The organism is Pseudomonas sp. B20(2017) (assembly GCF_002113125.1).
In the GTDB taxonomy this organism is placed as follows: domain Bacteria; phylum Pseudomonadota; class Gammaproteobacteria; order Pseudomonadales; family Pseudomonadaceae; genus Aquipseudomonas.
Genome location: NZ_NEJP01000003.1, coordinates 99,926 through 126,917 on the forward strand (window position 1 = coordinate 99,926; position 26,992 = coordinate 126,917).

Genomic DNA, 26,992 nt, shown 5'->3' on the forward strand with positions numbered 1-26,992 from the left:
CGGCGACCGCGCGAGGGTCAGCCGTAAGTATCGGTTTTACTGGGCAAAACGACGGCTCTAAGGGTTTTCCCTATGGCTTGAGGGCTGTGCCTCTACGGCATTTGCGCCTTGAACGAGGCGGTTTAATCCTGCACCATCCGTCTCTTGCTTATTCAATGGACGGAAATAAAGGCATGCTGGACGCCAACGCTACCCACATTACCCTCACGCTCGAAGGCGCTTCCGCCGATCTGCAAGTCCTCAGCTTCACCGGTCGCGAAGCCCTCAATGAACCGTTCCGTTTCGATATCGAACTGGTCAGCGCCCGTCCCGACCTCAACCTTGAAGAACTCCTGCACAAACCTGGCTGCCTGACCTTCGGCGCCACCGGCGAGGGCAAGATTCACGGTCTGGTGTATCGCATCGAGCAAGGCGATTCCGGCAAGACCCTGACCCGTTACAGCCTGAGCCTGGTGCCGCAACTGGCGTACCTGCGGCACAACCATGACCAGCAGATTTTTCAGCAACTGACGGTGCCGAAGATCATTGCCCGGGTGCTGGAAGATCGCGGGATCCTGGCCAACGCCTACAGCTTCCAGCTCGGCGCCGAATACCCGGAACGCGACTACTGCGTGCAGTACGACGAATCCGACCTGCACTTCATCCAGCGCCTGTGCGAAGAGGAAGGCATTCACTTCCACTTCCAGCACAGCAGCAGCGGCCACAAACTGGTGTTCGGCGACGACCAGACCGTGTTCCGCAAACTGAAACCGGTCAACTACCAGCAAGACTCCGGCATGACCGCCGACAAACCGGTGATCAAGCGCTTCAACCTGCGCCTGGAAACCCGTACCAGCCGCGTTAGCCGCCGCGACTACGATTTCGAAAAACCGAAGATCCTGCCCGAAAGCGCGGTCAAATCCGCGTTCATGCCGGACTTGGAAGACTACGACTACCCCGGCCGTTTCACCACGCGCGAGCGCGGCAAGTTCCTCTCGACCCGCGCGCTGGAACGCCATCGCAGCGACTACAAACTCGCCGAAGGCAAAGGTGACGAACCGACCCTGACCACCGGCCATTTCCTGACCCTGGCCGAACACCCGCGCGCCGAATGGAACGACCTGTGGCTGCTGCTGGAAATCTTCCACGAAGGCAAGCAACCACAAGTGCTCGGCGAAAACGTCACCAGCGACGTCACCGACAACAAGAGCGATTTCCACCAAGGCTACCGCAACTCGTTCGTGGCCACCCCGTGGGACGCCCACTACCGCCCAGCCCTCGCACACCCGAAACCGAAAGTCCTCGGCAGCCAGACCGCCATCGTCACCGGCCCCGCCGGCGAAGAAATCCACTGCGACCAGTACGGGCGCGTGAAAGTGCAATTCCACTGGGACCGCGAAGGCCAGGCCGACGACAAGACCACCTGCTGGCTGCGCGTCGCCAGCGGCTGGGCCGGCGCTGCCTACGGCGGCATCGCCATTCCACGAATCGGCATGGAAGTGCTGGTGACCTTCCTTGAAGGCGACCCCGACCAGCCGCTGGTCACCGGCTGCCTGTACCACAAGGAAAACGTCGTCCCCTACGACCTGCCGGCGAACAAGACCCGCAGCACCTTCAAAACCCTGAGTTCACCGGGCGGCAAGGGCTACAACGAATTCCGCATCGAAGACAAGAAAGGCGTCGAGCAGATCTACATCCACGCCCAGCGCGACTGGGACGAGAACATCGAACACGACCAGAAAATCCGCGTCGGCAACGAACGGCATGACACGGTCGAAGCCAATGTTTTAAGTGAATTCAAGGTCGAGGAACACCGCATCACTCATCTGGACCGCAAGAGCGAAATGCGCGCCAACGATCACCTGACCGTGGGCGTGACCCAGCACGTTAAGGTCGGCACCGGGCAGTTCGTTGAGGCGGGCACGGAGATTCATTACCACGCCGGCGAAAAAGTGGTGATCGAAGGCGGGATGGAACTGACGGCCAAGGCTGGCGGCAGTTTCGTCAAGGTTGATGCGGGTGGCGTGACCATCAGCGGTGCGGAAGTGAAGGTCAATACCGGCGGTGCTCCAGGGGTAGGTTCCGGTATTCAGATTCTGGACCCGGTCATTCCATGGGCCGCTGCCAAAGACAAGGCAGGCACCCTGCTCGTCCCGGCGGCCGCCCAAATGGCATTGGCCAAAGCCGCGCGCAAGGCAGGCGACACTCGCTGCCCGATCTGCGAGGCCTGCCGCGAAGGCAAATGTGATCTGGGAGTCGTGGCATGAGTGATGCGCTCAATAACTGGCTGGGTGAACAATCGCGCCTCAATCGCGTACTGATCCTCGTGCTCGACAGCCTCGCCGAACCGAACCCGGTCACGCCGTTGTACAGCGCCGGCGTGATGCAGCGCTCGGTGCAGCTCTACCGACGTACCGAGTTTGCCCAGTTCGCCTCCATCAGCCCATGGCTGACCGAACTCGAAAACCCGGGTAACGAAGCGTTCACTCAATTGCTGGATGACGCGCAGCGCAACTGGGGCTGGATCGGCAGCATGGACAAGGCCGATCTCGACAGCCTGACCCAGCATTGGATCGCCCGGATGGTCATCGACGAAGACGGCAACCGCTCGCTGTTCCGCTTCCAGGACAACCGCGTACTCGCCCGTTGCCTGGCCAACATGAAAGACACCGAATGGCCGCTGCTGCTCGGCCCGATCAGCAGCGTCCTGTATTGGGATGAGGATCAATGGAGGAGCGCGGACAACAACAGGCCGGGCATGTATGCCGTGCCGAATCCGGCGCCTTGGCTCCGCACTCCCGAATCAGGCGAACAGGCCAGAAGCATCCTGCGTGACAACCTCAAACGCTGGTTGCTGACTTACCACATCGACGCCGCCTCTGCATTGGCAGAAACCCGCGTGGTCAGTGAATGGCTGGAAGAACAGATGGATTTGCTTGATGAGTGGGGCTGGCGAACCGAAGAGCAACGACAGCTGATGCTGAGCCTGCGCCTTTCGCCACCCTGCTCAGCTGACATTGCCTGGGAGCCCATCCCCGGGGAAACGCCGGAACAGCACTTCGACCGATGCCAACGAGTGTTCGCTGAGCCGAAAACCGGTGCCACGGTTTGAAGGCTCGACTGTGGATTGCAGTCGCGGCGGTGCCAATACTCGGTGGTTGCAGCTTTGCGCGTCAGATGGCTGAAAGCAGCGTGAGTTACTACTCGTGGGAGCATTTCACGCTGGTTGCTACTGTGCCTGCTAACTTCGGCTTTACCTCCAAGGCCAGTTACTACCCCGTGTCGGGCTACAACTGCGACATCTATAGCCCCGGACTCGGCGGAAATGTTACGCGCCAACAGCAAAATTCCAATACAACCGAGGCAAAGACAGAACCGCAGACAGTGTCTACGGACATACCGTTGAGCTTTCATATTGCGGGGTGTTCGATGGCGCTTACGCGCGTGAGTTATGAGGTGAGTGCCCGATATGGAACAGGGTCTCTAGACAGCGACCTGGAATTAGCCGGAGGTCTGACTGCGCGAGCTCCGACAATAGAGAATAGTTCAAATAAAATCCCCGACGTCATAGAAAAAAGGGGTTTGTGTTCTTGGTTGTTCCAGATCAGCAAGTCCAAGGCGACACTCGGCGAAATAGAAAAGCTTCTCTCATGTAAGGCCGCCGATGAACGCTGGTCAGTCTCAAAGAAAAAATACGAAAAACGAAAGCCGGGTGGCTCCATCGCAAGAAATCAATTAGCTGGGAAAACTGTAAGAATCGAGTTTCGCCTATCCACTGAAGAGTTTCCATCGGTGGGCGGTACTTGGCTGAAATTTCCTGAAGGCTGGAAGCCTTGCCTTGGAGATGGGCTCAATGACCCTTATGGATTCTGCACTAAAAACAACAAAAACTTCAAAACCTTCAAAATGAATAAACGCGAGTGCACCATCTATCCAAATTGCGTTGAACAGGGAGTAGTTCATGACTAGCAAGTATTTTTCATACGGGGTTCAAGCCGCGTTCTTCCTTGCTCTGCCATTGATAGGTGCATGTAGCTTTGCGGGACAGATTGCGAAGGACTCTGTTGAAGGGGCTACCAGCTATTACAGCCGGGAACACTTCACGTTAGTTGCAACCTTCCCTGCAAAATTCGGCTTTACATCAAAAGCCCAATATTCGCCAAAAGCGGGCGAAAGCTGCCAAACGTACAGTCCAGGGTTAGGTGGATCAGTTACTCGTCAGCAACAAGAATCAAATACGACAGAGGCCAAGGACGTCGAACAGACGGTATCTACGGATATTCCACTAGAGTTCCACATCGCCGATTGCTCGATGGAATTGACTAGGGTTGACTATGAGATAAGCGGCACATACGGTACGGATGCTTGGGACCACGGCATGGATAGAGCTGGTGGCCTATTAGTTAGAGAGAACCCCCTGCAAGCTGCCAAAGATCCATCACCAAATGTAGTAGATCAACGTGGCTTATGTACTTGGTTGTTTCAGATCAGCACAGCAAAGGCCAAAAAAGACGGCATCGAAAAAATACTCTCTTGTAATGCGGCAGACAACCAATGGAGTGTCCCGGAGGACTATTTTGAGCGTAAAAAACCAGGCGGCGTGGTATATCGCAACAACCTAAATCAGAAAACAGTAAAAATTCGATTCCAACTATCTGAAATCGAAGAGCCGTCCAAAGATAATCGCTGGATAAAAACTGCGAGCGGATGGAGACCATGCCAGAAAACTGAGAAATCCGAGCGCTGCGCCACTCCGCCAGTGTTTAGAACTTTCAAAATGAACGGGCGTGACTGCAGCATTTACCCAGCATGCAGTGAATAAGGATATTACAGATGCAATCACAAGAAAGTCGCATGTTAAATGATCAGTCACGCTCCTGCCCTTTAAAAGGTGGCTGGCTTAGCTTTCGACTCGTCGATGAGTTTGGAGATGGCAAGCCATATGCCAACTTGAAGTATGAGGTGACAGATTCTGAGGGTAGCAAGCAGTCAGGCTCGCTCGATGCCAATGGATATGCAAAAGTTACAGGCAACTACAGTGGCCCACTGATATTGACTCTGGATGAAAAATACTCCGGAAGCGATACGTGGTATGAAAACCTAAGCGACCGCCTTTTTTACCGCATACCTCTTACAGACTTGCAAGTTGCTGCAGAGAAAACCCTGCGTCGTCCGATTGGTAGTAACGAAAAAACCGGTGCCTATCGCGCCTCGGCTGAAAAAGGTGAGTTTCACAATGTTGAAGTTCGCGATTTTGTCAAACGGACCAAGCATCTGCCCGCCGCTGCGAAACTCTCAAATCCCGTGCCCGCAGGGTGCGCCAAACTTGCACGGGACTTTGCCGGAGACAAAGTTCCTAGCTTTGGTGTTGGACTTCTTCCCGAAAAACATTATGTTCTGGAAGTCCGCGCTCTGCGTGCATTCAGACCGCTTCTGTCGCTCGCGCCCGAATTCAGCGCTTTGAATCTATACCAGCTCTCTCTGTTAGCCACACTAAGCTATGGCGAATTCGGACAGATACCGGAAAAACCGAAACCAGCTCCTGAAAAAGACTTTGCGTTTACCTATCCGAAACGCGGAACTATCGGTCACGTATTGAACACTTGCCTTGCGTGTCACGAAGAACCATCAAACTATGCGGACTCCAAGAAGCCGTCGTTCCCGCTGGTTGAAGATGTTCCCTACTCCAAACGTCTGGAAATCGTGCCTTTTGATCCAGAACTTTATCCGCAAAACGATTCCGCCTCAGGCGACGCCCGTGAAACGCCTTCAACCGTACACTTTTTCAACGATTCCAGGAAAGGTAGCACCGACTGGAAAAATACAGACACCCAAGCGTACGCCACACACGATGACCGAGTGTTACTGATTGGCGTCAGAGGGACTGCTGAAGGATGGGACGCCTGGCGCGATGTAGACGCCAAACAGGTACCGATAGAGGGCGGAACTGGAAAGGCACACCAAGGTTTCTACGAAGCATTCATGGCATTAAAGCCCTTTATTGACGACTACATCCGTCGCTTCCGCACCGACCAAAAAATCCTCGTCTGCGGCCACAGCCTCGGCGGTGCAATTGCGTTGCTGCTCTCCGAATGGCTGCACCGCGAGATCACCGATGACGTCATTCTCTATACCTTCGGCTCTCCCCGCGCCGGTGACAAAGATTTTGTCGAGTCAGCGAGCGGTTTGATTCACCACCGAATCGTCAACCAGAACGATCCGGTTCCGAGCGTCCCGGCTGGCTGGATGGACACCAAAAAACCGATTTGGATCACCGGTCTCGCCGCGACAGTTTCCGGTGTTCTGTCGCCAGCCGCTGGCGGCGTGGTCATGGGAGTGGGCATGGCGCGCTTCGGCGGTAAACCCTACTGGCACCATGGCGAACAACGCTATTTCATGCCATTGCAACTGCCCGGCCGCCAGCTCTCCTCGGTCCTGTGGACCCCCGGATGCGAAGGCTATGAAGAAGCCGCCATGAACCGCTGTCTGAAGCAGCTGAAAAACAACGACACACCAGACCGCAAGAACTTTTTGACTCAGGCGGCCAACGGTGCCGATCACAAGATGCTGGACGGCTATATTCCAGCGTGTTGGGCATCGCTTCGCCGCTGGCAGGACACACAGCAAACCGGTGGCTACATCATCAGTACGACGGAATCCGATCGTCTGAAGCTGGAAATCGAGACGTATCGCACGGAGTTGCAAAAATGGCAGCGTGAAGCCAGTGCCGAGTTCCCGGGCGGCACAATCGAAAGCCGGCCCCAAGATCGCGCTACTGCGCTGCAACGCCGCTCGACCATGTCGGACCTTCAGGATCGCCAGACAGCCATCCGCCAGGCCATTCGACACAATGAAAAAGAACTCAAAGCGCTTGAGGGTACGCTGCAAACGGTGCTCACCCTGAGCAAAACGAAACTCACGATGGCGGATCTCTATGGCGATTGCAGCTCACTGCCAGAGTTGCAAACCCACATTGACAGATGGGCTGAACATCGCGAGAACCAGGAGTCTGTGCGTCTCGCGCAAATTCCTTCTTCTACGTCTGCCAGCATGGCTTGAAGTGAAAACGTCGGGTTTAACGGGAAAACGCTCTGTTTCCCGTTAAATCCTTACGAATGTCAGGCAGGTGCAGTCCAGTTCAGCATTTTCTGCTGCGCAACCTGCAGCAAATCATTGCCATCCTGCGCCAGCGAATACAGCGCATGGGTGATGTGGGGGATGTCCTGGACATCGGCGTGTTTGAAGCACAGGCAATGCAGGGTTTCGAGCAGGTCGGCGGCGGCGCGTACGCGTTGGACGGCGGCTTCGAAGATGTCTTGGGGGTTGGCTTCGGTGTCGATGACCAGCGGTGCGCTGTCGGTGACGCCGCTGTTGAGCGGGAGATAGCGGGCGGAGCTTAGTTTCAGTATTGGCATTGGAATTACTCAAGGCAGCTTGAATGTAACCGCCAGCACCGTGACCAAACGATGGGGAGGCGGACTGTGTACAGGCTTGGTCAACCGAGAACCACCCGACTCGGCTCGCCCGAAGGCGACCCTGCACACAGCCGCCACAGCAATGCACTCCACAGACACGAATGTCCGTCGGGGCGAATAATGGCACACATGCACAGGTGATTACGTTAGGTGACCAAACCTAAGTCGCTGATTTTGCAGCGACACCAAAACCATAACCGCCCCGCTCCAGCCGCCGGAAGCAGACAAGGCAGCGGTTCCTGTAGGAAGGCGCCGAGAATCCCCCGAGAAACAATCCCCCGTCAGACAGCCGGCATTCAGCCGGGTTAACCCTCGCTTAACGCAGTGGTCAAAGACTCTGAACATCCGCACGCTCTCAGCCGATGCTGACGCCCAGTGCGGCAGGTCTGGCGTGTTTCACGCCGGGCTTTCTATCCGTCGCACGGGAGTTTCTCCATGAACATTCGTCCGTTCCTGCTCACCACCGTCCTCGCCTGCACCGCGTTTGCCGGGCTGGCCCAGGCCAATGACACCACGACCACCAAAGCGGTGCCGTACACCTATGGCATGCCGTTGAATGTGGCCAAAGTGGTCTCGATGACCGAGCAGCCAACCAAGGCCTGCAAAGTGATCGATGCCGACATGAAATACATCGATACGTCAGGCAAACCCGAGGAAATCACTTACCGGAAAATGTCTGACGCCTGCGACTTCCAGAACTGACAGAAAGCTCTGATTTGCGGCTTTGCGGTAGGCGGGCAAGGGTCTCGAAGGTTATGCTCGGGGCCCCTCCTCACTGCCGCAAGGATTCGCCATGCAGTTGTCGTTTCGCACGTTGTCGACCATCACCTTTTCCCTGTGTTTCCTGCTGGCGCTGGCTTGGGGCCTCGTGCCGCAAATACTGCTTTCGATCTGGAGCATTGAATACTCCGAGGCAGCAGGATTTGTCGCACGACGCATGGCGGTGCTGTTCGCGGCGTTGGGGGTGATGTTTTATCTGGTGCGCAACGCGCCGGTGTCGATCGCGCGTAATGCGCTGAGCAACGGCTTTATCGTCGGCTGTTTTGGCCTGGCGGTGCTGGGGTTTGCTGAATGGCTCAACGGCCATGCCGGCCCCGGGATTCTGCTCGCGGTGCTGGTCGAGTTCGCGCTGGGCCTTGGCTTCTTGCAGGCCCGGCGCGTGACGGTCGAACTGGGTGAAACGGTCAGTTAGACGACTCGGGATCGCGGCACTGAATGAGTTGCTGCGTGTTGCGCAAGATCCGAGCGCAACCCGGCGATCAGGCCGTTGATTTCGCGACAGCTGTTCAGATGACTGGCATCGATGCCACTCACCTGCAGCTCAACCTGATCGGTCTGGTGATCGCCATACACCTTGACGGTCATCGACAGATCCGGGGACAGCGTGCACTGGCAGCGTTTCGGTAGAAAGCTGCTTTCAATGATGTTGCGGAGTTCCAAGGCAGACAGAAACATGGCGAAACCTCTCCTTACTGTGAGACTGCCAATCAAGTATTCACGTCGACCGTTGCCACGGCTTCCCACGGGTGTGTCCCCGCTGAATTCCTTGGGTTGTGACAAGCGGCTGTACTGCGAAATGCCCATTGGAGTGTAGGCGCCCAAACTCGGTGCGCCGCACCAAATCAACGCATAAAACGTGCCTTTCATCAGGTTGCATTCACCTCCTTGCAAATCAATGGTTTGGCGAAAAGGCAGGCAACTGGCCAGTTGCAAAATGCAAGATTCGATCGTGCAGGCACTGCAATTTGCATGCGGCTGGCGGTTTGCATTCATCGCCCTTGGCAGTGAGAATGCCCGTCAACCAACGTACACCCGCCAGGAGGCTTCAATGGGAAATTTCACTGTTTACGCGACCGCCGGCCTGATGCTCGCCAGCCTGTCCACCCTCACCCACGCCGCCAAACTCGAAGACACCGCGCCCTATCCGAAGGCCGAAGCGGGCTTCACGCGCCAGGTCATCCACCTGCCGCAACAAGCCCAGGAAGAAAATTTCAAAGTCGAAATCCTCGCCGGCAAGACCCTCGAAGTCGACTGCAACCGCCAGCGCCTGGGCGGCACCCTTGAAGAGAAAAACCTCGAAGGCTGGGGTTATCCGTTCTACCGCCTGGAAAAAGTCAGCGGCCCGATGAGCACGCTGATGGCCTGCCCGCCCGGCACCCAGAAAAAACGCGCGTTCGTACCGGTGATGGGTGATGGCTTTACCGTGCGCTACAACAGCAAGCTGCCGATCGTGGTTTACGCACCGCAGGACGTCGAAGTGCGATTTCGTATCTGGTCGGCCTCGGACAAGATTGGCGTGGCAATACCTGAATAATCTGCAAAGGAGCCGCAGCTTTGATTACCTGCCACGTCAGATACGTGATTGACCCCTATCAGTTGGACGCATTCGAAGCCTACGCCAAGACCTGGCTCGCTATCGTCGAACGGCTGGGAGGAAACGCATCACGGTTACTTCCTGCCCTCGGAAGGCGCTAGCAATATCGCGTATTGCCTGTTCAGTTTCCCGTCGCTGGCGGATTACGAAAGTTATCGCCACATCGCTCTGACCGACCCGGAAAGCACGGCACTGGTGGCCGATCTGGTCGAAAAGAAGTTCATCGTCAGCTACGAGCGCAGTTTTCTGCGCCCGTTGTTGCCCTGAGTCCTTTCAGGCTGAAACTCCGCACGCCGCCGCTCGTTCGGCGACATGGCGCAAGCTGTCGAAGTTGATATTGGCGCCGGAATCGATGGCGATCAGCGTCTGATTCCGTGCGCCGGTTTGCGCCACATACTGTTTGATGCCCGCGACCGCCAAAGCACCGGAAGGCTCGGTGATCGAGCGGGTATCGTCGTAGATGTTCTTGATCGCCGCGCAGAGCTCGTCGTTGCTGACGGTGATGACCTCATCCACACAGAAACGGCAAACCTCAAACCCGTAGGCGCCTATCTGCGCCACCGCCACGCCATCGGCGAAAGTGCCCACGTTGGGCAGCACCACTCGCTCATCCGCTTGCATGGCAGCCTTCAGGCAGGCCGAGTGCTCCGACTCGACGCCAATGATCCGCACCTCCGGCCGCAGGTATTTCACATATGCCGCGATGCCGGCGATCAACCCGCCACCGCCCACCGGGACGAAGATCGCATCCAGTGCGCCTTGGTGCTCGCGCAGGATTTCCATCGCCACCGTGCCCTGTCCAGCGATCACATCTGGATCGTCGAAAGGCGAAACGAACGTTCGCCCAGTCTGCTCAGCCAGTTGCAGCGCGTGAGCCAGGGCAAACGGAAAGCTTTCGCCATGCAATAGCGCCTCAGCCCCGCGACTACTGACGCCCAGCACTTTCAACTCAGGCGTAGTTGCCGGCATCACAATAGTCGCGGCAATGCCCAGTTCCCGCGCCGCCAACGCTACGCCTTGCGCATGATTTCCCGCCGACGCCGTGATTACGCCACGGGCCTTCTGCTCGTCGCTCAATTGCACCAGTTTGTTGTAGGCACCACGGATCTTGAAGGAGAACGTCGGTTGCAGGTCTTCGCGCTTGAGCAGGATCCGGTTGCCCAGCGCTTCGGACAGCGCCGGCGCCAATTGCAGCGGCGTGCGCACCGCCAGTTCATACACCGGAGCGGCGAGGATCTTTTTCACGTACTGCTCAAGCAGGGCTTGCTGGGCGGGGTTGTAGCGCATGGTCGTCTCCTGACGTTTGATTCGGAACCCCGGAGACAGAAAATGAAAACCCGCCTCTAGGGCGGGTTGGGTGCTGCAGTCGTGAGCTAGCCCGCCAAATGAGGAATGGCGGTAATAATGCTTGGCTGGCTGCGCAGTACGGTGGAAGTCATGCGCCCGAAATTAGCCCGGGCGCTGCTGGCAAGTCAATGGCGAATTTTACGCCGGGTCTGTAGGCTGGCCTCTCGCTCATCTGACCAAGGAAGGAATACCTGATGTCCATCGCCCTGCCCCTCACCGCTTTGATCGCCTTTGGCGGCTATACCGTTTCCGTGATGCTTCAGGCCGAACAGTCGCTGATCGACTTCGGCATCAGCCTGATGTCGCGGCCGGATACCGCGCAGGTGGTGATCGATCTCTATCTGCTGGCAACCCTGGCGGGCGTCTGGATGTACAAGGATGCGCGCAAGCGCGGGCAGTCGGGCTGGTCGGTGGTGCCGTATCTATTGCTGACGGCGGTGTTTGTTTCGGTCGGGCCGTTGTTGTACCTGGTGGTCCGGGGCCTGCAGGATCGCAAGCGCTCGGCACCGGTCATTTCGCCAGACGCCTGAGCCCGAACAGCATCCCGCCCGCCCCCAGCAACATCGCCGCCAGAAACAACGGGTACGACACCCACCACGGCGTGCCGGCGGTCATCATGCTGAATTCCGACATGCCGCCGATGCTCGCAATCAGGTTGAGCGGCAGGAACACCACGTTGATCAGCGTCAGTTTGCGCAGCAGGTTGTTCATGCTGTTGTTCATCAGGTTGCCCCGGGCGTCGATCAGCCCGGAGAACACCGTCGAATAGATTTCCGCCTGCTTGTAGCACTGGTTGTTTTCGATGATCAGGTCGTCGATCAGGCCGATCGCTTCGCTGCCGAAATGCTGTTTTTCCGCGTGATTGCGCAGCCGCGTGAGCACCGCGCCGTTGCTGTGCAGGGCGTTGATGTAATAGATCAGGCTTTCGCTGAGGTTGAACATCTGCACCAGATGCTGGTTCTGCATCGAGGCGTTGAATTTCTGCTGCAATTCCCGGGCGACCAGTTTGATCACCTTCAAGTGCCCGAGGTAGTGATGGATGTTGTTGAACAGCAGATCCAGCAACACATCCAGCGGTGTGTTCAGTGGCTGACGTGTACCGACACCGTGCAGCGGCGTGTCGTCCGTGGCGATCACCAGCAACTGGCCCGGCGAGAACAGCAAACCGCAGGACGACACCTCGAACGCGAGACTGCCGCCACCGGAATAGTTTTCCGGACGTTTCCAGATCAGAAACAGGTGATCGGGGTGAAACTCGATCCGCGACACTTCGTCCGGGTCGAGCGCCGAGGCCAGTGCGTGCTCATCGAGTTTGAAGTGACTGTGGAGCAAATCGCGCTCGGCAGCGTCCGGGTCGCTGAACAGCATCACCTCGGCGTCCAGTCGCTCGACCCGCTGCAACCCACCGTGATTCAGTGCAAAGCTGTTGATCATCGGCCGGTCACCAGGCCTGGCCGCGGCGCTTGAGTTCGAGGCGCCGCACGAACTCTTCCAGCACCAGCGAATACAGATCGTCCTGCAGGTACGCGTCTTCGATGCCAGCGTCGAGGTTTGGGTTGTCGTTGACCTCGATGACTACCACTTTGTCACCGGCCTGTTTGAGATCAACGCCATACAAGCCGTCGCCGATCAGGTTCGCGGTCTTCACCGCCAGTTCCACCACCGCGCGCGGTGCTTCGTGAATTGCCAGCGTACGGCATTCGCCGTTGACGTCCTGGCCCTTGGCCTTGTGGTTGTAGATCTGCCAGTGGCCCTTGGACATGAAGTACTGGCAGGCAAAGATCGGTTTGCGGTTGAGCACGCCGATGCGCCAGTCGTACTCGGTGTAGAAGAATTCCTGGGCCAGTAACAGCACCGAATGTGCGAACAGCTCGGCGGTGGCCTCCAGCAAAGCCTCTTGGCTCTCAACCTTGATCACGCCACGGGAGAAGCAACCATCCGGGATCTTCAGCACCAGCGGAAACCCAAGGCGTTCTCCGACCTGCTCGAAATCTTCGGGTCGCTCCTTGTAGAGGATTTCCGTGGCGGGCATGCCCAGTTGATGGCTGTTGAGCAGGTCGGTGAGGTAAACCTTGTTGGTGCAGCGCAGGATCGACGTCGGGTCATCCATCACCACCAGCCCTTCGCTTTCGGCCTTCTTGGCGAAACGGTAAGTGTGGTTGTCGACGCTGGTGGTCTCGCGAATCAGCAAACCGTCGTACTCGGCCAGCCTTGCGTAATCCTTGCGTTCTATCAGCTCGACATCGATGCCCATGCCCTTGCCGACCCGCACAAAGTTTTCCAGCGCGCGGACGTTGGACGGCGGCAACGCCTCCTGCGGATCATGCAGGATCGCCAGGTCATAACGTGCCACTTGCGGCGAACGCGGAACGCGCCAGATCTTGCGGCTGAAGCCGTCCAGCGCATTGGCGAACTGATCTTCCTGATCGTCGCGCAACTTGTGCAGGGCCCCGGACTTTATACCCTCGATATGCCAGCCGTTAGTTCGACGAAATTCAACTAACAGAATCGGACACGGAAACACTTCAAACAATTGTCGGGCCAGATCCTGCAACGGCTCGATATGCGTCCTGCCGAAATAAAGTGTCAGCGTAAAACCTTCGGTGTCGCTGTAGAGATGATGGCTGAGGGCTTTTTCCAGGGTTTTATCCAGGTCGTCCAGCGCCAGGCCGTAAAGGGATTTTCGCGTCAGTTCGCTTATGGTGCGCACCGATGGAATCACCTTGTGCCCTCGGGCTTCAGCCAGCAGCGAGCAGTAGTAACCGTGCCCCAAGTACTTGTAGCTGCGGCACAGATTGATCACCTGCACCCGTTTACCCGGCTCGCTGTCGGGTGGTTGTTCGAGGTATTCCTGGGCCGTCAGGATGTCTTCGCTGGGGAAATACGAGGCCCAGTCTTCCTTGCGTTCGACAATGATCAACACTTGACTGGAAGTTCTGATCTTCGGTTTTAAATAAGTTGCCGGTGGCAAACTTTGACTGGATACTTCGCGCCAATGACCCTGTACCGCTGACATAGAAATTGATCCGTTGGAGAACAAGACCTTTTCTATTAAGCACGAAGTTTTTCGAAAGTCCCGTTTCGTTACGCAACTTTTACGGTGGTCATATGAATGCTGTTTTTCGCCTGGCAGTCGTTGATGACTTGCCAGCGTTGCTCACGCTGGAGATGCACTGTTTCACCACGGACCGGCTCACCCGCCGCAGTTTCCAATGGATGATCACCCGGGCCCACGGGCAATTGTGGGTGGCCGAACGAGAGGGTCAACTGGCTGGGTATGCGTTGGTGCTGTTTCATCGCGGCACCTCGCTGGCCCGGTTGTATTCGATTGCGATTGCTCCCGAAGCGCGCGGCACTGGTCTGGGCAAGCAATTGCTGCAGCGAATCGAGTCCTGCGCGCTTGAGCACGACTGCGCCTACTTGCGACTGGAAGTGCGCACCGACAATCCGGCCGCCATCGCTCTGTACGAGCGCAACGGTTACCGGCGCTTTGCGCTGATCCATGACTACTACGAAGATCACGCCGACGCGCTGCGTCTGGAGAAACGCATTCTCCAGCACCGCGATTCGCGCAACATCAAGGTTCCCTATTATCGACAAACCACCGATTTCACATGCGGCCCGGCCTGCCTGCTGATGGCCATGGGGGCGTTGCAGGCCGGTCGTTTGATGGAGCGGCGCGAAGAGTTGCAGTTGTGGCGCGAAGCAACCACGGTGTTCATGACGGCCGGCCATGGCGGTTGCAGCCCGCAAGGCCTGGCATTGGCGGCGTGGCGCCGGGGTTTCAGAGTGCGTTTGCAACTGAGCATGAGCGGGCCGCTGTTTCTCGACGGCGTGCGCGATGCGCATAAAAAAGACGTCATGCGCCTGGTGCATGACGAGTTCATGGCGCAACTGAACGACACCGATGTCGATCAAGTCATCGGCGTAGCGCTGGATTTACCCACGCTGCTGGCCAACGGTGGACAACCTCTGGTGCTGATCAGCAGCTATCGCCTGACCCGCTCCAAGTCGCCGCATTGGGTGATCGTCACCGACTGCGATGAAGACTTCGTCTACCTGCATGACCCGGACGTCGATCACAGCCAGCATCGCCAGCCCATGGACTGCCAGCACGTGCCGGTCAGCCATGGGGAGTTCGAGAAAATGTGCCGCTTCGGTCGTGGCAAGTTACGGGCGGCGGTGGTGCTCTACGCCCGCTCACCCGCATGAGAGGATCATTTGAGTCCGACCTTGTACAACGAACCGTCGGACTCATCGGTCAGCACGTACAGGTAACCGTCCGGTCCCTGGCGCACATCACGGATCCGCTGTTTCAGCTCACCCAGCAAACGTTCTTCGTGCACCACCTTGTCGCCGTCGAACTGCAAGCGGATCAGTTCCTGCGTCACCAGTGCCCCGATGAAGACGTTGTGCTGCCAGGGTTTGAAGCGATCGGCATCGTAGAAAGCCATGCCGGTAACGCCCGGGGATTTTTCCCAGACATGGTGCGGCCCTACCGTGCCTTCGGCGGTCTTACCCTTGGCTTCCGGGATCGGTTGCATGGAGTAGTTGATGCCGTGGGTCGCCAACGGCCAGCCGTAGTTCTTGCCACGTTCGATGATGTTCACCTCATCGCCACCGCGAGGTCCGTGCTCGTTTTCCCACAGGGTGCCGGTCCACGGATTGAGCGCAGCGCCTTGGGGATTGCGGTGGCCGTAGGACCAGATCTCCGGGCGTACGCCGGACTGGCCGACAAAGGGATTGTCATCCGGCACCTTGCCGTCAGGGTAGATCCGCACGACTTTGCCTTGCAGCTTGTCCAGATCCTGTGCGGTCGGGCGGTCGTTGTTTTCGCCCAAGGTGATGAACAGATAACCGTCCCGGTCGAACACCAGCCGCGAGCCGAAGTGGTTGCCGACCGACAGTTTCGGCTCCTGACGGAAGATCACGTTGAAGTCTTTCAGGGCTTTCAGGTCGTCCGACAGACGACCGCGCCCGACGGCCGTGCCGGCGGTGCCACCCGCACCGCCGCCCTCGGCGTAGGACAGGTATACAAGGCGATCCTGTTTGAAGTCCGGTGATAGCACCACGTCAAGCAATCCGCCCTGCCCCTTGGCCCAGACATCCGGCACACCGGTGATCGGAGCGGACAGTTTGCCGTCAGCGCCCACCACACGAAGGTTGCCGGGGCGTTCGGTCACCAGCATGCCCTGACGATCCGGCAGGAACGCCAAGGCCCAAGGATGCTCGAGCCCCTGGGTAATCGTTGTGACTTCAAGAGTGCCCTGCTCGCTTTGCAGTTCTTTGGGAGCGGCAGCGAATGCCGGGGAGCAGATCACAGCGCTGGCACACAGACCGGCCAGTAGAGTTTTACGCAACATGCACGATTCCTTTTGTTCGTTTGAGAGGCTGAATGCCATTCAACGGTTGCTTCCGCTGTCACGGACGGGGGGATTGAGAATGAAGGTTGGCGGTGTGCTCGGGACGGAGCGCAACGGCTGACCGTTGCCGATACCACGGTTTTCCAGAGTGGGTGGACGCGGCACCGGAACGGTGTTCGGCCCACGGATGGCCGGCGCATTGGGTTGTGTGCCCTGCATGCTGTTTGGATTGGCCCGGCGGATCGGGCTGTTGTAAGGGTTGTTGCTGTTGCCGGTCGGACTTTGCGCCAGCAACGGGAATGAAGACGACATCGGGGAATCGGCGTGAACCAGCCCGCCACTCAAGGCCAGCAAAGCGATGCCAAACAGAAAACGGTTCATGGACGGCCTCTCTCGATGCACGTGGGTTGGAGCCTTCGAGTCCACGCTACGCCTAGGGTTCGGATTTGTTAACCCGTTCCCGATAAACAAGATGTAACACGGCTTGACCGTCAGCAACTTCTGGAAACTTTCACGCGCGACCGCAGGTCACCCGAACATCACTCGGAGAACAGCACATGGCTCGGGCAATCTGGAAAGGCGCAATCAGTTTCGGTCTGGTGCACATCCCCGTGGCGCTGGTGTCGGCAACATCCTCGCAGGGTGTGGATTTCGACTGGCTCGACAGCCGCAGCATGGACCCGGTCGGCTATAAACGGGTCAACAAGGTGACCGGCAAGGAAGTCACCAAGGAGCACATCGTCAAAGGTGTGCAGTTCGAAAAAGGCCGCTATGTGGTGCTCAGCGAAGAAGAAATCCGTTCGGCGCACCCGGTGTCGACCCAGACCATCGACATTTTCGCCTTCGTCGACAGCGAGCAGATCCCGTTGCAGAACATCGACACGCCCTATTACCTGGCCCCGGACAAGCGCGGTGGCAAGGTCTACGCCTTGCTGCGTGAAACCCTGAACAAAACCCAGAAGGTTGCCCTCGCCCGCGTGGTTTTACACACGCGTCAGTATCTGGCGGCGTTGATGCCCCTGGAGTCGGCGCTGGTGCTGGTGAAGCTGCGCTGGCCGCAGGAAGTGCGCAGCCTTGATGAACTGGCGCTGGGTAGCGAAGTGACCAAGCCGCAGCTTGCCAAGGGTGAACTGGACATGGCCAAACGGCTGGTGGAAGACATGACAGCGGACTGGACGCCCGAGGATTACAACGACGAGTTTGAAGACAAGATCATGGCGCTGGTGGACAAGAAGGCCCATGAAGGCAAGATCGAAGATGTTGAGACCGTTGATGGCGAAGAAGAGCGCAAATCGGCCGATGTTATCGACCTGACCGAATTGCTCAAGCGCAGCCTCGGCGGGAAAGCCCCGGCGAAACCTGCGAAGAAGACCGCCAGCAAGACCACAGCGGCGAAGAAGACCAAAAAAGCGTCATGAAAATGAAATCGGGCGACTGTCTTTCAACAGTCGCCCGATTCATCAGATCAGAATGAAGATCGCCAGCAGACCGCCGAAGATCGCCCACTTTTCCATGTAGTAGAGTTTGCGATTGCGCTTTTTCAGCTCTTTGCCGCGCAGGCGAATCTTGTAGATTTTGGTAAACAAGCGGTTGATGCCACCGGTGCGGTCACCTGCGTCGTTCGGTGCACCGGCCGCCGACATCACGGTACGGCTAAACCAACCGTTGAATGCCGCTGCCCAGCGATACTTCATCGGACGCTCGACGTCACAGAACAGGATGATTCGGTTCTGATCGGTGGTGTTTTCTGCGTAATGAATGAAGGTCTCGTCGAACATCACGGCTTCGCCATCACGCCAGTGATAGTTCTCGCCATCGACGTTGATATAGCAACCGGCATCGTTCGGCGTTTCCAGACCCAGGTGATATCGGTAGGAGCCGGCATACGGATCGCGGTGACGCACCAGTTTCGAGCCCGGCGGCAGCTCGGCGAACATCGCAGCCTTGATCGAGCCGATGCTCTGCACCAGTTCAGTGGTGCGTGGGCACAGTTGCAGCGCCGACGGGTGGCTGTCGCCGTACCACTTCAGGTAAAAACGCTTCCAGCCGGTCTTGAAGAACGAGTTGAAACCGACGTCGTCGTACTGATTCGAGCGCTTGATTTCGCCGGCGCGCAGCAGGTTGCGGCCTTCTTCGCGGATTTCTTCCCAGTGCGTCTGCAACGGACTCAGATCCGGGAAGTCCTTCGGATCCAGGTAAGGCGTGTTGGGTTTCTTCGAGAATAGATAGAGGAAGCAGTTGATCGGCGCCAGAAACGTCGAGTGATCGCTCAGTTGACGACCGAGTTTGTGGCGTACGCGACCGCGCAGGTGAACGTATGCAATGGAAATGACATATACAGCGGCAATGATGAGTTTCACGGAAATCGTCACACGTCAGAAGTGAACAAACTGCGCGCCTTTAGGGCTGTGGCCCAAGGTCTGTGGCAGTGGTCTGATATCAAAAAGCGTCCCGGTGGCGCATCCTTGAGCCCATGCCGTACAAGGCATTGAGTGAATGGATGGCATTTTAGCCACAGTTTGTAACCAATAGTGAACCTTCATCTGTGAAAAACTGTCCCGCGATTGCGCCAATCGGCAATCCGGGTGTCACTGCCCTATCGTTTAAAGAGCCAGACCAGTACAATCGCCGCCAAACTTTACGCGCCCCCTTGGTTGATGACGGGAATTGCCCCGCCTCAGCGCACTTTGACTCGGGCCAAGCGCTCCAGCCGCACCTCGCTTCTCAGAATGCTTCGCAGGAAAAACCTTTGATTTCTACAGCTAACATCACCATGCAGTTCGGCGCCAAGCCGCTGTTCGAAAACGTTTCGGTCAAGTTCAACAACGGCAACCGTTATGGCCTGATCGGCGCCAACGGTTGCGGCAAGTCGACCTTCATGAAGATCCTCGGCGGTGACCTCGAGCCGTCCGGCGGCCAGGTCATGCTGGAGCCGAATGTACGCTTGGGTAAATTGCGCCAGGATCAGTTCGCCTACGAAGAATTCACCGTGATCGATACCGTGATCATGGGCCACGAAGAGCTGTGGAAGGTCAAGGCCGAGCGCGATCGCATCTACTCGCTGCCGGAAATGAGCGAAGAAGACGGCATGGCCGTGGCCGAGCTGGAAACCGAGTTCGCCGAGATGGACGGTTACACCGCCGAATCCCGCGCCGGTGAACTGCTGCTGGGTCTGGGCATTCCGCTGGAACAGCATTTCGGCCCGATGACCGAAGTTGCGCCGGGCTGGAAACTGCGTGTTCTGTTGGCTCAGGCACTGTTCTCCGATCCGGAAGTGCTGCTGCTCGACGAACCGACCAACCACCTGGACATCAACACCATCCGCTGGCTGGAAACGATTCTGACGGCGCGTAACAGCACCATGATCATCATTTCCCACGACCGTCACTTCCTGAACAGCGTCTGCACCCACATGGCCGACCTGGACTACGGTGAGTTGCGCCTGTTCCCGGGCAACTACGACGAGTACATGACCGCGGCGACCCAGTCCCGCGAGCAACTGCTGTCGGACAACGCCAAGAAGAAAGCCCAGATTGCCGAACTGCAAACGTTCGTCAGCCGCTTCTCGGCCAACGCCTCGAAAGCCAAGCAGGCCACTTCCCGCGCCAAGCAGATCGACAAGATCCAGCTGGCCGAGGTCAAGCCATCGAGCCGCGTGAGCCCGTTCATCCGCTTCGAACAGACCAAGAAGCTGCACCGTCAGGCCGTGACCATCGAGCAGATGTCCAAGGGCTTCGACGGCAAGACCCTGTTCAAGAACTTCAGCTTCACTGTTGAAGCCGGCGAGCGCGTCGCGATCATCGGTCCGAACGGTATCGGCAAGACCACCCTGCTGCGCACGCTGATGGGCGAACTGACCCCGGACGCAGGTTCGGTGAAGTGGACCGAAAGCGCGGAGCTGGGCTACTACGCTCAGGATCACGCTCACGACTTCGAAGACGACGTCAGCCTGTTCGACTGGATGGGTCAGTGGACTCAGGGCGAGCAAGTGATCCGTGGCACCCTCGGTCGCATGCTGTTCTCCAACGACGAGATCCTCAAGTCGGTGAAGGTGATTTCCGGTGGTGAACAAGGTCGCATGCTGTTCGGCAAGCTGATCCTGCAAAAGCCGAACGTACTGGTGATGGACGAACCGACCAACCACCTGGACATGGAATCGATCGAGGCGCTGAACCTGGCGCTGGAAAACTATCCGGGCACGCTGATTTTCGTCAGCCACGACCGTGAGTTCGTATCGTCCCTGGCCACGCGCATTATCGAGCTGAGCCCGAACGGCGTGACCGACTTCAGCGGCACCTACGACGATTACCTGCGCAGCCAAGGCGTGGTGTTCTGAGTCGAAACGAGCGGTAAACAGAAAGCCCTGTCCTTGTGACGGGGCTTTTTTTTTCTCATTCCCACGCTCTCTGCGTGCTGATCGTTCCCACGCTCTGCGTGGGAACGCCTCAAGGGACGCTCCGCGTTCCAGCTCTGGAAGGGACGCGGAGCGTCCCGGGCTGCATTCCCACGCGGAGCGTGGGAACGATCAACATGGAAACGTGGAAACGTGGAAACGTGGAAACGATAGTTAGCCTGCTTTCTTTTATTTCACCGCCAAGCCATGATGCGAACTCTCCCACCGCCGCCCGCGAACGAGTCCTCATGTCTGCGCAGCAAAAGCCTCCGCAAAGCTCCATGGCGATCACCCTGCAGATCGTCTCCATCGTGTTCTATACCTTTATCGCGTTCCTCTGCATCGGCCTGCCGATTGCGGTATTACCCGGCTACGTGCACGAGCAACTGGGTTTCAGTGCAGTGATCGCGGGGCTGGTGATCGGTTCGCAATACCTGGCCACTCTGCTCAGCCGGCCAATGGCCGGGCGCATGTCGGACACCGTCGGCACCAAGCGGGCGATTGTGTATGGCTTGTCAGGGATTGTGCTCAGCGGTGTGCTGACGCTGATTTCGACGCTGCTGCAGAGCTTGCCGTTGTTGAGCCTGTCGATCCTGATCGTCGGTCGCCTGCTGCTGGGGATCGCCCAGGGTCTGATCGGCGTCGGCACCATCAGTTGGTGCATGGGTCAAGTCGGCGTCGAACACACCGCGCGCTCGATTTCCTGGAACGGTATCGCGTCTTACGGTGCGATTGCCATCGGCGCGCCGCTGGGTGTGGTGATGGTCGCCGATTACGGGTTCGAGAGCCTTGGGGTTGCGTTGTCGCTGCTCTCGGCCGGCGCACTGCTGTTGATCCGCAACAAGCCGTCGGTGCCGGTGGTGCGCGGTGAACGGCTGCCGTTCTGGGCGGTGTTCGGGCGGATTGCACCGTTCGGCGCCAGTCTGAGTCTCGCGTCGATTGGCTACGGCACGCTGACCACCTTCATTACTCTGTATTACCTCAATCGCGGCTGGACCGGCGCAGCGTACTGCCTGACCGTGTTCGGCGTGTGTTTCATTCTGTCGCGGCTGCTATTCATTTCGGCCATCGGGCGTTTCGGTGGATTCACCTCGGCGATTGCCTGCATGACCATCGAAACCGTCGGGCTGGTGATGCTGTGGCTGGCGCCCTCGACCGCGTATGCCTTGATTGGCGCCGGTCTGGCCGGGTTTGGGTTGTCGCTGGTGTACCCGGCGCTGGGCGTCGAGGCGATCAAGCAAGTGCCCAACTCCAGTCGCGGCGCCGGGCTGAGTGCTTATGCGGTGTTTTTCGATCTGGCGCTGGCGATTGCCGGGCCGTTGATGGGCGCGGTGGCGCTGAATCTGGGCTATTCGTGGATTTTCTTCAGTGCGGCCGTGCTGTCCGTGACCGGACTGGGATTGACCCTGTTGCTCAAGCGCCGGGCCATGGCGTAAACGCTCACTGATCCGCCGTCTGCATCCCCGCGCGAGTCGGCCTGCCCAAGGCATGGGAGAAGAACCGCCCGGCCTCGGAAATCAGGTTGCGGTGGATGTCTTCGCGGTCGACGCCATCGGCATCGGTGCACAGCGCCGGCATGGCGAGGATCTGCTCTTCGGTGCACGGCGCCATGAACACAAAGTGCCCTGCCCCAGCCAGCAGTTTGAAGTCCGGCGCGGTCGGCAGCTTACGCGCCAGGGCAGCGGCGTTTTTATCGAAGGCCACCAGCTTGTCGCCGTCGCCGCTGTAGAGCAGCACCGGCACATGCACATCGGCCAGGGTGTGACGACCAAACTTGAGACTCAGCGGCGCCATCAGCAACAAGGCATGCACACGCGGATCTGCCACCGGCTGCAAGTCGTCACGGTCGACAATCAGCTCACCTTGAGTGTTGCAGGCATCGCGGTCGTTCGGGCGCTCCTGGCAGTAACGGCGCAGACGATCCAGATCAGGCTGTGCACCGGACAGAATCAACGCCGTTTCGCCGCCTGCCGAATAGCCGATCACGCCAACCTGTTCGGCGTTGACATATGGCGCGAGCATGCGATCGCCCAGCGTCGCGGTGATGGCTTCGGAAATCTGGATCGGCCGTCCGTAGAGGTTGCTCAATGTACCGAGGCGACTGTGATCTTTGGAATTGTCGCCCGGATGAATCACCGCCACCACCACAAAGCCCTTGCGCGCCAAGGACGTCGCCAGATCGTGGAGGGCCAGTGGCGTGCCGGTGTTGCCGTGGGAGAGCATGAGCATCGGGAAACGGCCAATGGCGACTTTGGTGTCTTCGCCGGCCTCGACCGAATAGCCTTCGAGCAGGCTCATGTGTTCTCGGTCGCTGGAGGGGTAGAACGCGATGGCGCGCATCGGTTGCAGATCCAGTGGATCGAGGAACGTCATCTCGTGATAGCCGACGCTCCAGCGCGGGTGTTGCCCAGGCGCAGCGTGCACTGAAGTCAGGCTGCCGAGCAGGCAAATCAGTAACGCTGCACAAAGACGCATCATGGGATGCCCCACCCTGTTGTTACTCAATCGAAAGATCCGTTGTGTTCGACGCCCGAAACTCCGTGGTTCGGTGATCCGGCGCGGCGTTGCACTCAGACGTTGATCATCAGACTGCATAACCCGGGCCAGATTATGTAACAGTCAGAAACAAAAAACTCCGTATCTGGCCCTTGCAGAACCAGAATACAGAGTTTTTTTTCGATTGCCTGAACAGGAGCTGTTCTTTACGCAAGCCTTACGCGGCGGCGAACAGTTGCTCGCTGATCTTGGTGTGGGCTGCGCTCATGGCGTTGTTGCGAACCTCTTCACCGTAAGCCAGACCTTCGGCGCGGACGATTTCGATGTCGGTGATGCCGAGGAAACCGAAGACCAGTTTCAGGTATTCCTCGTGAGCTACGCCCGAGGCCTGACCGGCATGAATGCCACCGGCGGTGGAAACGATCACCACTTTCTTGCCACCGCACAGGCCTTCGGGGCCGGCTTCGGTGTAACGGAAAGTCTGGCCGGCGACAGCGATGCGGTCGATCCAGGCCTTCAGTTGAGTCGGAACGGTGAAGTTGTACATCGGCGCGGCGACAACGATGGCGTCGGCAGCGATGAACTCGGCCAGGGTGGTGGCGCTCAGTTCGGCTTCGTGCTGTTGGGCGGCGTTGCGCAGTTCAGCGGTGGTGCCGGCGGCCACCAGGGTGGTCGACGAGAAATGGCTGATGGCGTCGGCGGCCAGGTCGCGGTAGGTCACGACAGCGTTTGGCTCGGCGGCTTGCCAGGCTTTGGTGACCTGACTGCTCAACTGACGGGAAGCGGAGTTGTCGCCCAGAATGCTCGAATCGATGTGCAGCAGTTTCATGTGGAATCTCCTGGAATGAATCGCCGGTGGCGACGGAATGGAGACAATCCTACCGACGAAACCAATAGCTGATTAGACGGCAACAATGCGATAGTTCGTCCCACTGATAGAACAGTTGGACTTCCCATGCAAGACCTCAACGATCTCTACTATTTCGCCAAAGTGGTCGAGGCCGGCGGATTCGCCGCTGCCGGGCGACTGCTGGGCATCCCCAAATCACGCCTGTCGCGACGGATTGCCGAGCTGGAGGAGCGCCTCGGCGCACGCCTGCTGCAACGCACCACCCGCCAGTTGAAGCTGACCGCCGTTGGCGAGCGTTATCTGCGGCACTGCCAGGCCATGTTGCTGGAAGCGGAAATGGCCGATGAAGCGGTGGCCAGCATGTCCAGTGAGCCCCGCGGACGACTGCGGGTTTCCAGCCCGACTGGGCTCGCTCATGAAATGTTGCCAGTGGTGATCAGCAACTTCCTCGACAAATACCCGCAGGTACAGCTGGAGGTCACCCTGATCAACCGCCGGGTGGATCTGATCACCGAAGGCATCGATGTGGCACTGCGGGTACGCGAACATGGCGATGAAGACCCGATGCTGGTGACCCGTCGTTTGCGTCAGGCGCAAATGGTGGTGGTGGCGAGTCCTTCCTTTATAGAGGGCGTCGAGATCAGTCACCCGCAAGACCTGAAAAACTTGCCGGTGCTCGGCGCACTGGAGGCCGATCGCATGGTCCATGTGCGCCTGCTCGATCAGACTGGAAAAAGTTGCGATCTGGCGCTGGAGGCCCGGCTGGGGATCGATGATTTCATTGTGCGCAAAGCCTGTGTGCTGGCCGGTCAGGGCTTCACCTTGCTGCCGATGATGTATTGCGAAGCGGAACTCAACAACGGCACGCTGGTGCAATTGCTGCCTGAATGGTCACTGCCCGGCGGCTGGCTGCAAGCGGTGTATCCGCATCGGCGCGGGGTGATGCCGGCGGTTCGCGCGTGGATCGATCACCTGGTCGAATCATTCAATGCCTGTGGAGAGCGGCTGTTATGAAACAAGGAAAGATGAGCGAAAAGGATGTTGCGGAGTTCTGCCTGGCCTTGCCCGGTGCCCGGGAAGATTACAAATGGGGTGGCGTGCGGGTGTTTTCGATTGCCGGCAACAAGATGTTTGCCTTGCAGGGTTTGCGCGGCGACTCACTGGCATTCAAGGTCGACAAGGACCTGTTTCTCGGTCATTGCGACCGGCCGGGCATTCACCCGGCGCCGTATCTGGCACGAGCGCAATGGATCATCATGCACCCGCCCTACCCGCTGGGCGCCGAGGAACTTCAAGGACTGCTGCAACGCTCTCACCAGTTGGTGGTGAGCAAGTTGCCCAAACGCGTGCAGATCGGGCTGCTGCTTTAAAACAGCGCCAGCAGGTTCGAACCGAGAAACAACTGATCGACCCAGAATATCTGGTGCAACGCCACGATCATCCAGAACAGAATCTGGAACGACACCTTGCGCGTCTTGTGCCGGAACACCTGCTGGGCGATCAATGCGCCCGGCCAGCCACCGGCCAGTTCCACCGCGTGCAGAATGTTCTCCGGCGTACGCCAGGCGTCGGCGCGGGCCTTGCGCTTGTCCGCCCAGTACAGGAAAAACGCCAGCACGCTGACCGGCCCGTAGGCCGTCAGCGGCACCAGGGAAATCCCGCGCAGCCACATCGACAATGAGCCGAACAGTGGCAACGCGCAGACGATCAGCAGCACCACCAGTTTCAATTTCAAGTGCTGGATATTGCCACCGGAAGGACCGCGATCCGGGCGGCGTGCGCGGGAATCACTCATGGCTGGGCGGCCGTCCAGTCGACCCAACCGAACTGCCAGGTCGCCAGAATCACCAGACCGAAGACGATCCGGTACCAGGCAAACGCCGCATAGCTGTGACTGCCGATGAACTTGAGCAGGCCGCGCACCGCGATCATGGCGAAAATGAACGCCGTGACGAAACCGATGGCGAACACCGGAAAGTCGGCCGGAACGAACAGGTCGCGGTACTTGTAACCCGAATATACCGCCGCACCGACCATGGTCGGCATGGCCAGGAAGAACGAGAACTCGGTAGCCGTCTTGCGCGACAGGCCGAACAACAGGCCGCCGATAATCGTCGAGCCGGAGCGCGATGTCCCCGGGATCATGGCCAGGCATTGGGCAAAACCGATTTTCAGCGCATCCGTCCAGCGAATCTCGTCGACGGTTTCGGCGTGCACTTCATGTTGTCGCTGCTCGGCCCACAACATGATGATCCCACCCACCACCAGTGCGGCGGCCACGGTGATCGGGTTGAACAGATAATGGTGAATCAAGTCAGCAAAAATCACGCCCAACACCACGGCGGGCAGGAAGGCGATCAGCAGGTTGGCGGTGAAACGCCGCGCACTCGGCTGGGTCGGCAAGCCAATGACCACGTCGAGAATCTTGCGCCGGAATTCCCAGACCACCGCGAGAATCGCGCCGAGCTGGATGATGATGTTGAACGCCATGGCCCGCTCGCCTCCGAAATCGAGCAAGTCGGCGACAATGATCTGGTGTCCGGTACTGGAAATGGGCAAAAACTCCGTCAGCCCCTCTACAACTCCTAGAATCAATGCCTGCAAGGCGGTCCAAAGATCCATCAATCCCCCAAAGAGCGATGCCCGGCGGCATGCCCCGATAGTATTTTTTTACGTTCACTGCGTTCAGCGTAGCGGGTTGAAGCTGTACCGATT

26 protein-coding genes and 2 pseudogenes are annotated in these 26,992 nt (G+C 58.3%); 16 read left to right on the top strand and 12 right to left on the bottom strand.

Annotation, left to right across the window (positions count from 1 at the left end):
- Nucleotides 1–173: 173 nt before the first annotated feature.
- From CAF63_RS05635 to CAF63_RS05655, 5 genes are read left to right on the top strand one after another with little or no spacing between them, the layout of a single operon-like run.
- Nucleotides 174–2,246 carry a type VI secretion system tip protein VgrG gene (locus tag CAF63_RS05635; protein WP_085683731.1) on the top strand — a complete coding sequence of 691 codons (2,073 nt, stop codon included), beginning with the start codon at nucleotides 174–176 and terminating at the stop codon, nucleotides 2,244–2,246.
- On the top strand, nucleotides 2,243–3,091 hold the full coding sequence (locus CAF63_RS05640; RefSeq protein WP_085683732.1) for a DUF4123 domain-containing protein: 849 nt from the start codon (nucleotides 2,243–2,245) through the stop codon (nucleotides 3,089–3,091). The genes CAF63_RS05635 and CAF63_RS05640 overlap by 4 nt, the downstream gene beginning before the upstream one ends.
- Nucleotides 3,088–3,948: a hypothetical protein gene (locus CAF63_RS05645; protein WP_085683733.1), complete on the top strand. Its 861-nt coding sequence runs from the start codon at nucleotides 3,088–3,090 to the stop codon at nucleotides 3,946–3,948. The genes CAF63_RS05640 and CAF63_RS05645 overlap by 4 nt, the downstream gene beginning before the upstream one ends.
- Nucleotides 3,941–4,801, top strand: coding sequence for a hypothetical protein (locus tag CAF63_RS05650; RefSeq protein ID WP_085683734.1), 861 nt, complete (start codon nucleotides 3,941–3,943; stop codon nucleotides 4,799–4,801). Before CAF63_RS05645 ends, CAF63_RS05650 begins: the two co-directional genes overlap by 8 nt.
- An 11-nt stretch (nucleotides 4,802–4,812) precedes the next feature.
- Nucleotides 4,813–7,038, top strand: a complete 2,226-nt coding sequence (locus CAF63_RS05655; RefSeq protein WP_085683735.1) for a lipase — start codon at nucleotides 4,813–4,815, stop codon at nucleotides 7,036–7,038.
- A 59-nt stretch (nucleotides 7,039–7,097) separates the two neighbouring features.
- Here the strand turns inward: CAF63_RS05655 and CAF63_RS05660 are convergent, their stop codons facing one another.
- Nucleotides 7,098–7,394 (bottom strand): hypothetical protein, encoded by a 297-nt coding sequence (locus CAF63_RS05660; protein ID WP_085683736.1) that lies wholly within the window; start codon nucleotides 7,392–7,394, stop codon nucleotides 7,098–7,100.
- A 495-nt stretch (nucleotides 7,395–7,889) separates the two neighbouring features.
- Between CAF63_RS05660 and CAF63_RS05670 the strand changes: the two genes are divergently transcribed.
- A complete protein-coding gene (locus CAF63_RS05670) occupies nucleotides 7,890–8,156 on the top strand; it encodes a DUF2790 domain-containing protein (protein ID WP_085683737.1) in 267 nt (88 codons plus the stop codon).
- A gap of 91 nt (nucleotides 8,157–8,247) precedes the next feature.
- Nucleotides 8,248–8,646, top strand: coding sequence for a hypothetical protein (locus CAF63_RS05675; protein ID WP_085683738.1), 399 nt, complete (start codon nucleotides 8,248–8,250; stop codon nucleotides 8,644–8,646).
- Here the strand turns inward: CAF63_RS05675 and CAF63_RS05680 are convergent.
- Nucleotides 8,643–8,909, bottom strand: a complete 267-nt coding sequence (locus tag CAF63_RS05680; protein WP_085683739.1) for a DUF1652 domain-containing protein — start codon at nucleotides 8,907–8,909, stop codon at nucleotides 8,643–8,645. The genes CAF63_RS05675 and CAF63_RS05680 overlap by 4 nt on opposite strands.
- 373 nt (nucleotides 8,910–9,282) lie before the next feature.
- Between CAF63_RS05680 and eco the strand changes: the two genes are divergently transcribed.
- Nucleotides 9,283–9,768, top strand: a complete 486-nt coding sequence (gene eco / locus CAF63_RS05685) for a serine protease inhibitor ecotin (protein WP_085683740.1) — start codon at nucleotides 9,283–9,285, stop codon at nucleotides 9,766–9,768.
- Between the two features lie 20 nt (nucleotides 9,769–9,788).
- Nucleotides 9,789–10,095, top strand: a pseudogene (locus CAF63_RS05690) (NIPSNAP family protein).
- Between the two features lie 30 nt (nucleotides 10,096–10,125).
- On the opposite strand, the pseudogene ilvA reads toward CAF63_RS05690, so the two are convergent.
- Nucleotides 10,126–11,115 (bottom strand): annotated as a pseudogene (gene ilvA / locus CAF63_RS05695) (threonine ammonia-lyase, biosynthetic); the annotation flags it as partial.
- A 251-nt stretch (nucleotides 11,116–11,366) separates the two neighbouring features.
- Here ilvA and CAF63_RS05700 point away from each other — a divergent pair.
- Nucleotides 11,367–11,705, top strand: a complete 339-nt coding sequence (locus tag CAF63_RS05700; protein WP_085683742.1) for a DUF2834 domain-containing protein — start codon at nucleotides 11,367–11,369, stop codon at nucleotides 11,703–11,705.
- On the opposite strand, the gene CAF63_RS05705 is transcribed toward CAF63_RS05700, so the two are convergent.
- Nucleotides 11,686–12,609, bottom strand: coding sequence for a magnesium transporter CorA family protein (locus tag CAF63_RS05705; protein WP_085683743.1), 924 nt, complete (start codon nucleotides 12,607–12,609; stop codon nucleotides 11,686–11,688). The genes CAF63_RS05700 and CAF63_RS05705 overlap by 20 nt on opposite strands.
- Nucleotides 12,610–12,616: 7 nt before the next feature.
- Nucleotides 12,617–14,191, bottom strand: a complete 1,575-nt coding sequence (locus CAF63_RS05710; RefSeq protein ID WP_085683744.1) for a RimK family protein — start codon at nucleotides 14,189–14,191, stop codon at nucleotides 12,617–12,619.
- Nucleotides 14,192–14,283: 92 nt separating this feature from the next.
- Between CAF63_RS05710 and rimI the strand changes: the two genes are divergently transcribed.
- On the top strand, nucleotides 14,284–15,387 hold the full coding sequence (gene rimI / locus CAF63_RS05715) for a ribosomal protein S18-alanine N-acetyltransferase (protein ID WP_085683745.1): 1,104 nt from the start codon (nucleotides 14,284–14,286) through the stop codon (nucleotides 15,385–15,387).
- Between the two features lie 5 nt (nucleotides 15,388–15,392).
- Here the strand turns inward: rimI and CAF63_RS05720 are convergent, their stop codons facing one another.
- Nucleotides 15,393–16,538 carry a PQQ-dependent sugar dehydrogenase gene (locus tag CAF63_RS05720; protein ID WP_085683746.1) on the bottom strand — a complete coding sequence of 382 codons (1,146 nt, stop codon included), beginning with the start codon at nucleotides 16,536–16,538 and terminating at the stop codon, nucleotides 15,393–15,395.
- A gap of 39 nt (nucleotides 16,539–16,577) precedes the next feature.
- On the bottom strand, nucleotides 16,578–16,919 hold the full coding sequence (locus tag CAF63_RS05725; protein WP_085683747.1) for a hypothetical protein: 342 nt from the start codon (nucleotides 16,917–16,919) through the stop codon (nucleotides 16,578–16,580).
- Nucleotides 16,920–17,095: 176 nt separating this feature from the next.
- On the opposite strand from CAF63_RS05725, the gene CAF63_RS05730 reads away from it, so the two are divergent.
- Nucleotides 17,096–17,956 carry a Ku protein gene (locus CAF63_RS05730; protein ID WP_085683748.1) on the top strand — a complete coding sequence of 287 codons (861 nt, stop codon included), beginning with the start codon at nucleotides 17,096–17,098 and terminating at the stop codon, nucleotides 17,954–17,956.
- Between the two features lie 42 nt (nucleotides 17,957–17,998).
- Here the strand turns inward: CAF63_RS05730 and lpxO are convergent, their stop codons facing one another.
- The gene (lpxO, locus tag CAF63_RS05735) at nucleotides 17,999–18,898 is read right to left on the bottom strand and encodes a lipid A hydroxylase LpxO (protein WP_085683959.1); all 900 of its coding nucleotides are present in this window, start codon (nucleotides 18,896–18,898) and stop codon (nucleotides 17,999–18,001) included.
- 389 nt (nucleotides 18,899–19,287) lie between these two features.
- Here lpxO and CAF63_RS05740 point away from each other — a divergent pair, with 389 nt between their 5' ends.
- Nucleotides 19,288–20,874, top strand: coding sequence for an ABC-F family ATPase (locus CAF63_RS05740; RefSeq protein ID WP_085683749.1), 1,587 nt, complete (start codon nucleotides 19,288–19,290; stop codon nucleotides 20,872–20,874).
- A gap of 305 nt (nucleotides 20,875–21,179) precedes the next feature.
- Nucleotides 21,180–22,367, top strand: coding sequence for an MFS transporter (locus CAF63_RS05745; RefSeq protein ID WP_085683750.1), 1,188 nt, complete (start codon nucleotides 21,180–21,182; stop codon nucleotides 22,365–22,367).
- A gap of 4 nt (nucleotides 22,368–22,371) precedes the next feature.
- Here CAF63_RS05745 and CAF63_RS05750 read toward each other — a convergent pair whose 3' ends face one another.
- Both CAF63_RS05750 and CAF63_RS05755 read right to left on the bottom strand, forming a co-directional pair.
- On the bottom strand, nucleotides 22,372–23,409 hold the full coding sequence (locus CAF63_RS05750) for a dienelactone hydrolase (protein ID WP_085683751.1): 1,038 nt from the start codon (nucleotides 23,407–23,409) through the stop codon (nucleotides 22,372–22,374).
- Between the two features lie 235 nt (nucleotides 23,410–23,644).
- Nucleotides 23,645–24,256 (bottom strand): FMN-dependent NADH-azoreductase, encoded by a 612-nt coding sequence (locus CAF63_RS05755; protein ID WP_085683752.1) that lies wholly within the window; start codon nucleotides 24,254–24,256, stop codon nucleotides 23,645–23,647.
- 126 nt (nucleotides 24,257–24,382) lie between these two features.
- Here CAF63_RS05755 and CAF63_RS05760 point away from each other — a divergent pair, with 126 nt between their 5' ends.
- A complete protein-coding gene (locus CAF63_RS05760) occupies nucleotides 24,383–25,291 on the top strand; it encodes a LysR substrate-binding domain-containing protein (protein ID WP_085683753.1) in 909 nt (302 codons plus the stop codon).
- Nucleotides 25,288–25,647 carry an MmcQ/YjbR family DNA-binding protein gene (locus CAF63_RS05765; RefSeq protein WP_085683754.1) on the top strand — a complete coding sequence of 120 codons (360 nt, stop codon included), beginning with the start codon at nucleotides 25,288–25,290 and terminating at the stop codon, nucleotides 25,645–25,647. Before CAF63_RS05760 ends, CAF63_RS05765 begins: the two co-directional genes overlap by 4 nt.
- Here CAF63_RS05765 and CAF63_RS05770 read toward each other — a convergent pair.
- Nucleotides 25,644–26,072, bottom strand: a complete 429-nt coding sequence (locus CAF63_RS05770; protein ID WP_085683755.1) for a DUF1294 domain-containing protein — start codon at nucleotides 26,070–26,072, stop codon at nucleotides 25,644–25,646. The two genes, CAF63_RS05765 and CAF63_RS05770, sit on opposite strands and share 4 nt — an antisense overlap.
- Nucleotides 26,069–26,899: an undecaprenyl-diphosphate phosphatase gene (locus CAF63_RS05775; RefSeq protein ID WP_085683756.1), complete on the bottom strand. Its 831-nt coding sequence runs from the start codon at nucleotides 26,897–26,899 to the stop codon at nucleotides 26,069–26,071. Before CAF63_RS05775 ends, CAF63_RS05770 begins: the two co-directional genes overlap by 4 nt.
- Nucleotides 26,900–26,992: the final 93 nt, after the last annotated feature.

What these genes read in the sequence shown, in the direction of transcription:
- CAF63_RS05655 (WP_085683735.1), top strand. Translation starts at nt 4,813, where the DNA reads ATGCAATCACAAGAAAGTCGCATGTTAAATGATCAGTCACGCTCCTGC.
- CAF63_RS05650 (WP_085683734.1), top strand. Translation starts at nt 3,941, where the DNA reads ATGACTAGCAAGTATTTTTCATACGGGGTTCAAGCCGCGTTCTTCCTT.
- CAF63_RS05745 (WP_085683750.1), top strand. Translation starts at nt 21,180, where the DNA reads ATGTCTGCGCAGCAAAAGCCTCCGCAAAGCTCCATGGCGATCACCCTG.
- CAF63_RS05705 (WP_085683743.1), bottom strand. Translation starts at nt 12,609, where the DNA reads ATGATCAACAGCTTTGCACTGAATCACGGTGGGTTGCAGCGGGTCGAG.
- CAF63_RS05725 (WP_085683747.1), bottom strand. Translation starts at nt 16,919, where the DNA reads ATGAACCGTTTTCTGTTTGGCATCGCTTTGCTGGCCTTGAGTGGCGGG.
- eco (WP_085683740.1), top strand. Translation starts at nt 9,283, where the DNA reads ATGGGAAATTTCACTGTTTACGCGACCGCCGGCCTGATGCTCGCCAGC.
- CAF63_RS05765 (WP_085683754.1), top strand. Translation starts at nt 25,288, where the DNA reads ATGAAACAAGGAAAGATGAGCGAAAAGGATGTTGCGGAGTTCTGCCTG.
- CAF63_RS05730 (WP_085683748.1), top strand. Translation starts at nt 17,096, where the DNA reads ATGGCTCGGGCAATCTGGAAAGGCGCAATCAGTTTCGGTCTGGTGCAC.
- CAF63_RS05770 (WP_085683755.1), bottom strand. Translation starts at nt 26,072, where the DNA reads ATGAGTGATTCCCGCGCACGCCGCCCGGATCGCGGTCCTTCCGGTGGC.
- CAF63_RS05775 (WP_085683756.1), bottom strand. Translation starts at nt 26,899, where the DNA reads ATGGATCTTTGGACCGCCTTGCAGGCATTGATTCTAGGAGTTGTAGAG.
- CAF63_RS05635 (WP_085683731.1), top strand. Translation starts at nt 174, where the DNA reads ATGCTGGACGCCAACGCTACCCACATTACCCTCACGCTCGAAGGCGCT.
- CAF63_RS05670 (WP_085683737.1), top strand. Translation starts at nt 7,890, where the DNA reads ATGAACATTCGTCCGTTCCTGCTCACCACCGTCCTCGCCTGCACCGCG.
- CAF63_RS05750 (WP_085683751.1), bottom strand. Translation starts at nt 23,409, where the DNA reads ATGATGCGTCTTTGTGCAGCGTTACTGATTTGCCTGCTCGGCAGCCTG.
- CAF63_RS05680 (WP_085683739.1), bottom strand. Translation starts at nt 8,909, where the DNA reads ATGTTTCTGTCTGCCTTGGAACTCCGCAACATCATTGAAAGCAGCTTT.
- CAF63_RS05640 (WP_085683732.1), top strand. Translation starts at nt 2,243, where the DNA reads ATGAGTGATGCGCTCAATAACTGGCTGGGTGAACAATCGCGCCTCAAT.
- rimI (WP_085683745.1), top strand. Translation starts at nt 14,284, where the DNA reads ATGAATGCTGTTTTTCGCCTGGCAGTCGTTGATGACTTGCCAGCGTTG.
- CAF63_RS05710 (WP_085683744.1), bottom strand. Translation starts at nt 14,191, where the DNA reads ATGTCAGCGGTACAGGGTCATTGGCGCGAAGTATCCAGTCAAAGTTTG.
- CAF63_RS05720 (WP_085683746.1), bottom strand. Translation starts at nt 16,538, where the DNA reads ATGTTGCGTAAAACTCTACTGGCCGGTCTGTGTGCCAGCGCTGTGATC.
- CAF63_RS05675 (WP_085683738.1), top strand. Translation starts at nt 8,248, where the DNA reads ATGCAGTTGTCGTTTCGCACGTTGTCGACCATCACCTTTTCCCTGTGT.
- CAF63_RS05760 (WP_085683753.1), top strand. Translation starts at nt 24,383, where the DNA reads ATGCAAGACCTCAACGATCTCTACTATTTCGCCAAAGTGGTCGAGGCC.
- CAF63_RS05755 (WP_085683752.1), bottom strand. Translation starts at nt 24,256, where the DNA reads ATGAAACTGCTGCACATCGATTCGAGCATTCTGGGCGACAACTCCGCT.
- CAF63_RS05660 (WP_085683736.1), bottom strand. Translation starts at nt 7,394, where the DNA reads ATGCCAATACTGAAACTAAGCTCCGCCCGCTATCTCCCGCTCAACAGC.